Annotated in this window: 11 protein-coding genes; all 11 read left to right on the forward strand. The window is 69.7% G+C overall.

Annotated features, from left to right (window positions below; all coding sequences use genetic code 11):
* Nucleotide 1 precedes the first annotated feature (1 nt).
* Nucleotides 2-907, forward strand: coding sequence for an arginase family protein (locus ACTIE9_RS11570; protein ID WP_439565728.1), 906 nt, complete (start codon nucleotides 2-4; stop codon nucleotides 905-907).
* The gene (hutI, locus tag ACTIE9_RS11575) at nucleotides 904-2,091 is read left to right on the forward strand and encodes an imidazolonepropionase (RefSeq protein ID WP_439565729.1); all 1,188 of its coding nucleotides are present in this window, start codon (nucleotides 904-906) and stop codon (nucleotides 2,089-2,091) included. The genes ACTIE9_RS11570 and hutI overlap by 4 nt, the downstream gene beginning before the upstream one ends.
* A 78-nt stretch (nucleotides 2,092-2,169) precedes the next feature.
* A complete protein-coding gene (locus ACTIE9_RS11580) occupies nucleotides 2,170-2,655 on the forward strand; it encodes a hypothetical protein (RefSeq protein WP_439565730.1) in 486 nt (161 codons plus the stop codon).
* Nucleotides 2,656-3,081: 426 nt separating this feature from the next.
* Nucleotides 3,082-3,390 (forward strand): 30S ribosomal protein S10, encoded by a 309-nt coding sequence (rpsJ, locus tag ACTIE9_RS11585; RefSeq protein WP_047561503.1) that lies wholly within the window; start codon nucleotides 3,082-3,084, stop codon nucleotides 3,388-3,390.
* Nucleotides 3,391-3,404: 14 nt separating this feature from the next.
* The gene (gene rplC / locus ACTIE9_RS11590; RefSeq protein ID WP_439565731.1) at nucleotides 3,405-4,055 is read left to right on the forward strand and encodes a 50S ribosomal protein L3; all 651 of its coding nucleotides are present in this window, start codon (nucleotides 3,405-3,407) and stop codon (nucleotides 4,053-4,055) included.
* 5 nt (nucleotides 4,056-4,060) lie between these two features.
* Entirely contained in the window at nucleotides 4,061-4,708 is a 648-nt protein-coding gene (gene rplD / locus ACTIE9_RS11595; protein WP_439565732.1) for a 50S ribosomal protein L4, read from the forward strand.
* Nucleotides 4,705-5,016: a 50S ribosomal protein L23 gene (gene rplW / locus ACTIE9_RS11600; RefSeq protein ID WP_255158198.1), complete on the forward strand. Its 312-nt coding sequence runs from the start codon at nucleotides 4,705-4,707 to the stop codon at nucleotides 5,014-5,016. The genes rplD and rplW overlap by 4 nt, the downstream gene beginning before the upstream one ends.
* A gap of 20 nt (nucleotides 5,017-5,036) precedes the next feature.
* Entirely contained in the window at nucleotides 5,037-5,873 is an 837-nt protein-coding gene (rplB, locus tag ACTIE9_RS11605; RefSeq protein ID WP_439565733.1) for a 50S ribosomal protein L2, read from the forward strand.
* Between the two features lie 15 nt (nucleotides 5,874-5,888).
* Nucleotides 5,889-6,170 carry a 30S ribosomal protein S19 gene (gene rpsS, locus ACTIE9_RS11610; protein ID WP_153982784.1) on the forward strand — a complete coding sequence of 94 codons (282 nt, stop codon included), beginning with the start codon at nucleotides 5,889-5,891 and terminating at the stop codon, nucleotides 6,168-6,170.
* A 27-nt stretch (nucleotides 6,171-6,197) separates the two neighbouring features.
* Entirely contained in the window at nucleotides 6,198-6,599 is a 402-nt protein-coding gene (rplV, locus tag ACTIE9_RS11615; RefSeq protein WP_255158203.1) for a 50S ribosomal protein L22, read from the forward strand.
* 2 nt (nucleotides 6,600-6,601) lie between these two features.
* The coding region (gene rpsC, locus ACTIE9_RS11620; RefSeq protein WP_439565734.1) for a 30S ribosomal protein S3 at nucleotides 6,602-7,202 on the forward strand (601 nt) is incomplete at its 3' end.

The raw sequence follows: 7,202 nt of genomic DNA on the forward strand, positions 1-7,202 counted from the left end.
CGTGCTGAGTCACGACCCGCTGTGGCCGCGCGCGGGCGACTGGCCCGCGTGGGCGCCGAGCTCGCGGGCAGACGCCGTGCTGGTGGGCATCCCGACCTGGCGCACCGCGCTCTCGCCGGGGCAGGGGCACACCACGCCCGCGGCGATCCGGGATGCCCTCCGCTCCTACTCCGCCGACGCCCTCGCCCGGCCCGACGGCTCACGCGTCACCGTGCTCGACGCGGGCGATGTGCTCGAGCCCGACGGCCCCGGTGAGGCGGCCGCGACCGCGCGCATCGCCGAGCTCGCCGCAGAGGCATCCCTCGTCATCGTGCTCGGCGGCGACAACGCCGCGACCGTCCCCGCGGCACTCGGCGCGTGGGGCGACCGCGTCGCGACGGCCGGTCTCGTCACGCTGGATGCCCACCACGACCTGCGCGATGGCATCAGCAACGGCTCGCCGGTGCGCCGGCTGCTCGAGGCGGGCCTGGCGGGCGCGCGAGTGAGCCAGCTCGGCATCGAGCCGCTCGCGAATTCGCACGCCTATCGCGTTCGGGCCGAGCAGCACGGCATCACGGTCGTCACCCGCTCCGACCTGCAGACCACCCCGATCGAGGCAGCGATGACCGCCGCGCTCGACCGCGCCGCGGCGGCGGGCGGCCCCGTGCACGTCGACCTCGACCTCGACGTGTGCGACCGCAGCGTCGCTCCGGGCTGCCCCGCGAGCGTGCCCGGTGGCCTCAGCGCGATCGAGCTGCGCGCGGCGGCGCGGCTGGCGGGCGCGCATCCGGCCGTTACGAGCATCGACCTGACCGAGCTCGACGCCGCGCGCGACACCGCCGATCAGCGCACCGTGCGCCTCGCCGCACTGTGCGTGCTCGAAGCGCTCGCCGGCCTCGCGAGCCGAGCCGGGGGAGGCGCCGCATGAGCCTCGTCATCGAGAACATCGGCCAGCTCGTCACGCTCGATCCCGCCGAGCCCGACCGACCGATCCGCACGGGTGCCGCCCTCGTCATCGAGGGAGGGCGCGTCGCGTGGCTGGGCGGCACCGCCGAGGCCCCCGCCGCCGACACCCGCATCGACGCCGAGGGCGCGGCGGTCATCCCTGGATTCGTCGACAGCCACAATCACCTCGTCTTCGCCGGCGACCGGGTCGACGAGTTCGAGGCGCGCATGGCCGGCCGCCCCTACACGGCGGGCGGCATCCGCACGACGGTCGCGGCGACGCGCACCGCCACCGACGACGACCTGCGCGCTCACCTGCACCACCTCGTGGCACAGGCCCGCACGCAGGGCACGACGACGCTCGAGATCAAGAGCGGGTACGGCCTGACCGTCTCCGACGAGGCGCGCGCTCTGCGGCTCGCCCGCGAGGTGACCGACGAGACCACCTTCCTCGGAGCTCACGTCGTGCCGGCCGAGTTCGCGCACGATCGCGAGGCCTACGTCGACCTCGTCTGCGGCGACATGCTCGCCGCGTGCGCGCCGCACGCCCGCTGGATCGACGTCTTCATCGACTCGGGGGCCTTCACGGTCGACGAGGCGCGGCGCATCCTCATTGCGGGGCGGGATGCGGGGCTCGGGCTGCGCGTGCACGCCGGCCAGCTCGAGGCCGACGGCGGAGTCGCCCTCGCCGTCGAGCTCGGCGCCGCGAGCGTCGACCACTGCACGCACCTCGCCGACGCCGAGGTCGAGGCGCTCGCGGCCAGCGCGCGCGACGGTGCGGGCACCGTCGCGACGCTGCTGCCGCTCGTCGAGTTCTCGACGAAGCAGCCGTACCCGGATGCCCGGCGCCTGCTCGACGCGGGCGTCGCCGTGGCGATCGCCACCGACTGCAATCCCGGCTCGAACTACTCGAGCAGCATGCCGCTCGCCATCGCTCTCGCGGTGCGCGAGCTCGGCATGACTCCGCTCGAGGCGCTCGCCGCCGCGACCCGCGGGGGCGCGCGGGCGCTGCGCCGAGGCGATGTCGGGCACCTGGGGGTGGGCGCGCGGGGTGACGCGGTCATCCTGGATGCTCCTGACTACCGCCACCTCGCCTATCGGGCGGGCGTGCCGCTCGTGCGGGCGACGCTCGTGGGCGGCCGAACGGGCACGTTCGACCCCTGGTGACGGTGAGGGCGCCCGACTAGGCTCGCGCCACCCGGAGATCGGTGCATCGCACCGATCCGCCCTATCGAGAGGCTGCTCATGGCCCGCCGTGTCGTGCTCGAGATCGTGCTCATCATCGGCATCACGATCGCTCTCGCTTGGCTGGTGCTCGCGGCGTTCGCGCTCACCGATTCGGCCGACCCGATCGGCACGCTCGTCGACCAGACCCCGCGCGTGCTCTTCGGGCTCCTGGGCGTCGCGCTCGCCCTGTGGACGGTACTTGTCATCATCGGCGCGATCGTGCTGCGGCGTCGGAGCGTCGGGTGGCGCATCGCGACCCATCTCGTTTCGCTCCTCGCCGCGCTCGTCGTCAACATCGGGGTCCTCTCCGTGATCACCGTCGCCACGGGGGGCGGGAGCGCGCAGGACTGGGGGATGCTCGTCGTCGCCATCGCCATCGCCGTCGCCGCGGGCGGCGTGCTGCTCGTGGCCGGCACGATCGCCGTGCTGCTCGTCGAACTGCTGATTCTGCGGCCGAGAACGCCGATCGACCCCGTTCCGGGAGCCGGATCCGCGCCGGCGTAGGCGAGTTTCGGTCTTCTCCGGCGTGTCGCGGCCCACGCGACACGCCCGGGTTGCAGGGCCGTGTGGCGTGTGGCAGACTCTTCTAGTTCCACACGCCGTGCTTTCGCGCGGCTCACTGCCAGGCAGTGCATAGGACGAGCCCCGCATCAGCACTCGACAGAGCGTTCGGCAGCGGGTCGTGATGAGCCTAGGCCGCAGGCAGAAGAACACAGCTTAAACCGACCGCCATCCGGCCCGGGGATACCCCTGTGCCTGCCCGAGCGCGTCGCCTCTCGCAGGCGACACGCCCGAGCGCGGGGGTCGGTGGTCTGCGTCTGACAGACAACAAAGTCGTTTGACAGAAGAACAGTGGTGCGACAGCGATTGCGCTCCGCGTGAGGTGCGCCCTGACGGGTGCATCACGTCCAAGAAGGAAGAGAGTTGAGCATGGCGGGACAGAAGATCCGCATCCGACTTAAGTCGTACGACCACGCAGGTCTCGACGCATCGGCGCGCAAGATCGTCGACACGGTCACCCGCGCTGGCGCGACGGTCGTGGGCCCCGTGCCGCTGCCGACGGAGAAGAACGTGATCGCCGTCATCCGGTCGCCCCACAAGTACAAGGACAGCCGCGAGCACTTCGAGAAGCGCACGCACAAGCGTCTCATCGACATCATCGACCCGACGCCGAAGGCGGTCGACTCGCTCATGCGCCTCGACCTGCCCGCCGACGTCAACATCGAGATCAAGCTCTAAGGAGCCGAGGAAACATGTCTGCAACCAAGACGACCAAGGGTCTGCTGGGCACGAAGCTCGGCATGACCCAGGTGTGGGACGCGAACAACAAGCTCGTGCCCGTCACCGTGGTGGAGATCGCCCCCAACGTGGTGACGCAGGTGCGCACCCCGGAGAAGGACGGCTATGCGGCCGTCCAGATCGCTTACGGCGCCATCGACCCGCGCAAGGTCACGAAGCCGCTCAGCGGCCACTTCGAGAAGGCCGGCAGCACGCCGCGTCGCCACCTCACCGAGGTGCGCACGGCGGACGCGGGCGAGTACACGCCCGGCCAGCTGCTCGCGGTCGACATCTTCGAGGCCGGTCAGCTGGTCGACGTCGTCGGCACGAGCAAGGGCAAGGGCTTCGCCGGTGTGATGAAGCGCCACAACTTCAAGGGCGTCTCGGCCTCGCACGGTTCGCACCGCAACCACCGCAAGCCCGGATCGATCGGCGCGTCCTCGACCCCCAGCCGTGTCTTCAAGGGCATGCGCATGGCGGGCCGCATGGGCGGCGACCGCGTCACCGTCATGAACCTCACGGTTCACTCCGTCGACCTCGAGAAGGGTCTGCTGCTCGTCAAGGGCGCGGTTCCCGGCGCTCGCGGCCGTCTCGTTTTCGTCCGCAACGCCGTGAAGGGAGCGTAATCGCGATGGCAACCTCGCTCGACGTGATCGACGCCGCCGGCAAGAAGACCGGTTCGGTCGACCTGCCCGCCGCCGTCTTCGACGTGTCCACCAATGTCCCGCTGCTGCACCAGGTCGTCGTGGCCCAGCTCGCGGCCGCCCGCCAGGGCACTCACTCGACCAAGGGTCGTGGCGAGGTCTCGGGCTCGGGTGTCAAGCCGTTCAAGCAGAAGGGCACCGGCCGCAGCCGCCAGGGTTCCGTGCGTGCTCCCGAGCACCGCGGTGGTGGCATCGTGCACGGCCCGACGCCGCGCAACTACGCGCAGCGCACCCCCAAGAAGATGATCGCCGCCGCCCTCCTGGGCGCGCTCAGCGACCGCGCCCGGGGCGAGCGCCTGCACGTCGTCGAGTCGTTCGGCTCTGACGTGCCCTCGACCAAGGCCGCCGCCGCCGTTCTCGCTCAGCTCACCACGGGCCGCAACGTGCTCGTCGTGATCGAGCGCGACGACGAGGTGAACCTCAAGAGCGTGCGCAACCTCAAGAACCTGCACGTGATCAGCCCCGACCAGCTCAACGCGTACGACGTGCTGGTCAGCGACGACATCGTGTTCACGAAGGCCGCCTACGAGGCCTTCGTCGCTGCGAAGACGAACAAGGAAGAGGTCGGCGCATGAGCATCCACGCTGTCGCCCAGAACAAAGACCCGCGCGACATCATCATCGCGCCGGTCGTCAGCGAGAAGAGCTACGCGCTCATCGACGACGGCAAGTACACCTTCCTCGTCGACCCGCGCGCGAACAAGACCGAGATCAAGCTCGCCATCGAGAAGATCTTCAACGTCAAGGTCGCCTCGATCAACACGCTGAACCGCACGGGCAAGACCCGCCGCACCCGCTTCGGCACCGGCAAGCGCAAAGACACCAAGCGCGCCATCGTGACCCTGAAGTCGGGCTCCATCGACATCTTCACGGCCGTCGGCTAGGCGCGAAAAGGACAACGACAATGGCTATTCGCAAGTACAAGCCCACGACTCCGGGTCGTCGCGGCTCGTCGGTCTCCGATTTCACGGAGATCACGCGCTCGACCCCCGAGAAGTCGCTGCTCAAGCCGCTGCCCAAGACCGGTGGCCGCAACAACTCGGGTCGCATCACCACCCGCCACATCGGCGGTGGGCACAAGCGCCAGTACCGCGTCATCGACTTCCGTCGCAATGACAAAGACGGCGTCAACGCCAAGGTCGCGCACATCGAGTACGACCCGAACCGCACGGCGCGCATCGCGCTGCTGCACTTCGTGGACGGCACCAAGCGCTACATCCTGGCGCCCAACAAGCTGGCGCAGGGCGACATCGTCGAGTCGGGTCCCTCGGCCGACATCAAGCCCGGCAACAACCTGCCGCTGCGCAACATCCCCGTCGGCACGGTCATCCACGCGATCGAGCTCCGCCCCGGTGGCGGCGCGAAGATGGCGCGCTCGGCTGGCGCCTCCGTTCGCCTCGTGGCGAAGGACGGCCCCTACGCCCAGCTGCGTCTGCCCTCGGGCGAGATCCGCAACGTCGACGCGCGCTGCCGCGCGACCGTCGGCGAGGTCGGCAACGCCGAGCAGTCGAACATCAACTGGGGCAAGGCCGGCCGCATGCGCTGGAAGGGCGTCCGCCCGACCGTGCGTGGTGTCGCGATGAACCCGATCGACCACCCGCACGGTGGTGGTGAGGGCAAGACCAGCGGTGGTCGTCACCCGGTGAGCCCCTGGGGCCAGTCGGAAGGCCGCACGCGTCGCCCCAAGAAGGAGAGCGACAAGCTCATCGTCCGTCGCCGCACCGTTGGCAAGAAGCGCTAGTAGGAGTCGAGAACAATGCCTCGCAGTCTTAAGAAGGGTCCGTTCGTCGACGACCACCTGCTCCGCAAGGTGTTCGCGCAGAACGAGGCCAGCACCAAGAACGTCATCAAGACCTGGTCGCGCCGGTCGATGATCGTCCCCGCCATGCTGGGACACACCATCGCCGTGCACGACGGCCGCAAGCACATCCCCGTGTTCGTGACCGAGACCATGGTCGGGCACAAGCTCGGCGAGTTCGCGCCGACCCGCACCTTCCGCGGCCACGAGAAGGACGACAAGAAGGGTCGTCGCCGGTAACCCGGCGGCGTGAAGAGGAGTACAGACATGGTGGAGTCGATCGCCCGCGTGCGACACATCCGCGTGACGCCTCAGAAGGCTCGTCGCGTCGTCGACCTGATCCGCGGCAAGCAGGCCCTCGAGGCCCTGGCCATCCTGAAGTTCGCGCCCCAGGGTGCGAGCGAGCCCGTCTACAAGCTCGTCGCGGCGGCCATCGCCAACGCGCGCGTGAAGGCGGATGCTGCGAACACCTTCCTCGACGAGCAGGACCTCTACGTGTCCCGCGCGTTCGTCGATGAGGGAACGACCCTCAAGCGGTTCCAGCCGCGTGCGCAGGGTCGCGCGTTCCGCATCAACAAGCGCACCAGCCACATCACCGTCGTGCTCGCCACGCCGGACGAGCTGGTCGCTGCGGGCTCGAGCACCGGCAAGAAGAAGGCGAGCAAGTAGTCATGGGTCAGAAAGTCAACCCCTACGGTTTCCGTCTCGGGATCACCACCGACCACGTGTCGCGCTGGTTCTCAGACAGCACCAAGCCCGGTCAGCGCTACGCCGACTACGTGGCTGAGGACGTCAAGATCCGTCGGATGCTCACCACGAGCCTCGACCGCGCCGGCGTGGCGCGCATCGAGATCGAGCGCACGCGCGACCGCGTTCGCGTCGACATCCACACGGCGCGTCCTGGCATCGTCATCGGCCGCCGCGGCGCCGAGGCCGAGCGCATCCGCGCCGACCTCGAGAAGCTCACGGGCAAGCAGATCCAGCTGAACATCCTCGAGGTCAAGAACCCCGAGGCCGACGCTCAGCTCGTCGCGCAGGGCATCGCCGAGCAGCTCTCCGCTCGTGTGGCGTTCCGCCGCGCGATGCGCAAGGGCCTGCAGGGCGCTCAGCGCGCCGGCGCCAAGGGCGTCCGCATCCAGGTCTCCGGCCGCCTCGGCGGCGCCGAGATGAGCCGTTCGGAGTTCTACCGCGAGGGCCGTGTGCCGCTGCACACGCTCCGCGCGAACATCGACTACGGCTTCTACGAGGCCAAGACCACCTTCGGCCGCATCG

This window comes from Microcella sp. (assembly GCF_051860105.1).
Lineage (GTDB): Bacteria > Actinomycetota > Actinomycetes > Actinomycetales > Microbacteriaceae > Microcella.

Coding starts and splice junctions, on each gene's coding strand:
- hutI (WP_439565729.1), top strand. CDS start 904: ATGAGCCTCGTCATCGAGAACATCGGCCAGCTCGTCACGCTCGATCCC.
- ACTIE9_RS11580 (WP_439565730.1), top strand. CDS start 2,170: ATGGCCCGCCGTGTCGTGCTCGAGATCGTGCTCATCATCGGCATCACG.
- rpsJ (WP_047561503.1), top strand. CDS start 3,082: ATGGCGGGACAGAAGATCCGCATCCGACTTAAGTCGTACGACCACGCA.
- rplC (WP_439565731.1), top strand. CDS start 3,405: ATGTCTGCAACCAAGACGACCAAGGGTCTGCTGGGCACGAAGCTCGGC.
- rplD (WP_439565732.1), top strand. CDS start 4,061: ATGGCAACCTCGCTCGACGTGATCGACGCCGCCGGCAAGAAGACCGGT.
- rplW (WP_255158198.1), top strand. CDS start 4,705: ATGAGCATCCACGCTGTCGCCCAGAACAAAGACCCGCGCGACATCATC.
- rplB (WP_439565733.1), top strand. CDS start 5,037: ATGGCTATTCGCAAGTACAAGCCCACGACTCCGGGTCGTCGCGGCTCG.
- rpsS (WP_153982784.1), top strand. CDS start 5,889: ATGCCTCGCAGTCTTAAGAAGGGTCCGTTCGTCGACGACCACCTGCTC.
- rplV (WP_255158203.1), top strand. CDS start 6,198: ATGGTGGAGTCGATCGCCCGCGTGCGACACATCCGCGTGACGCCTCAG.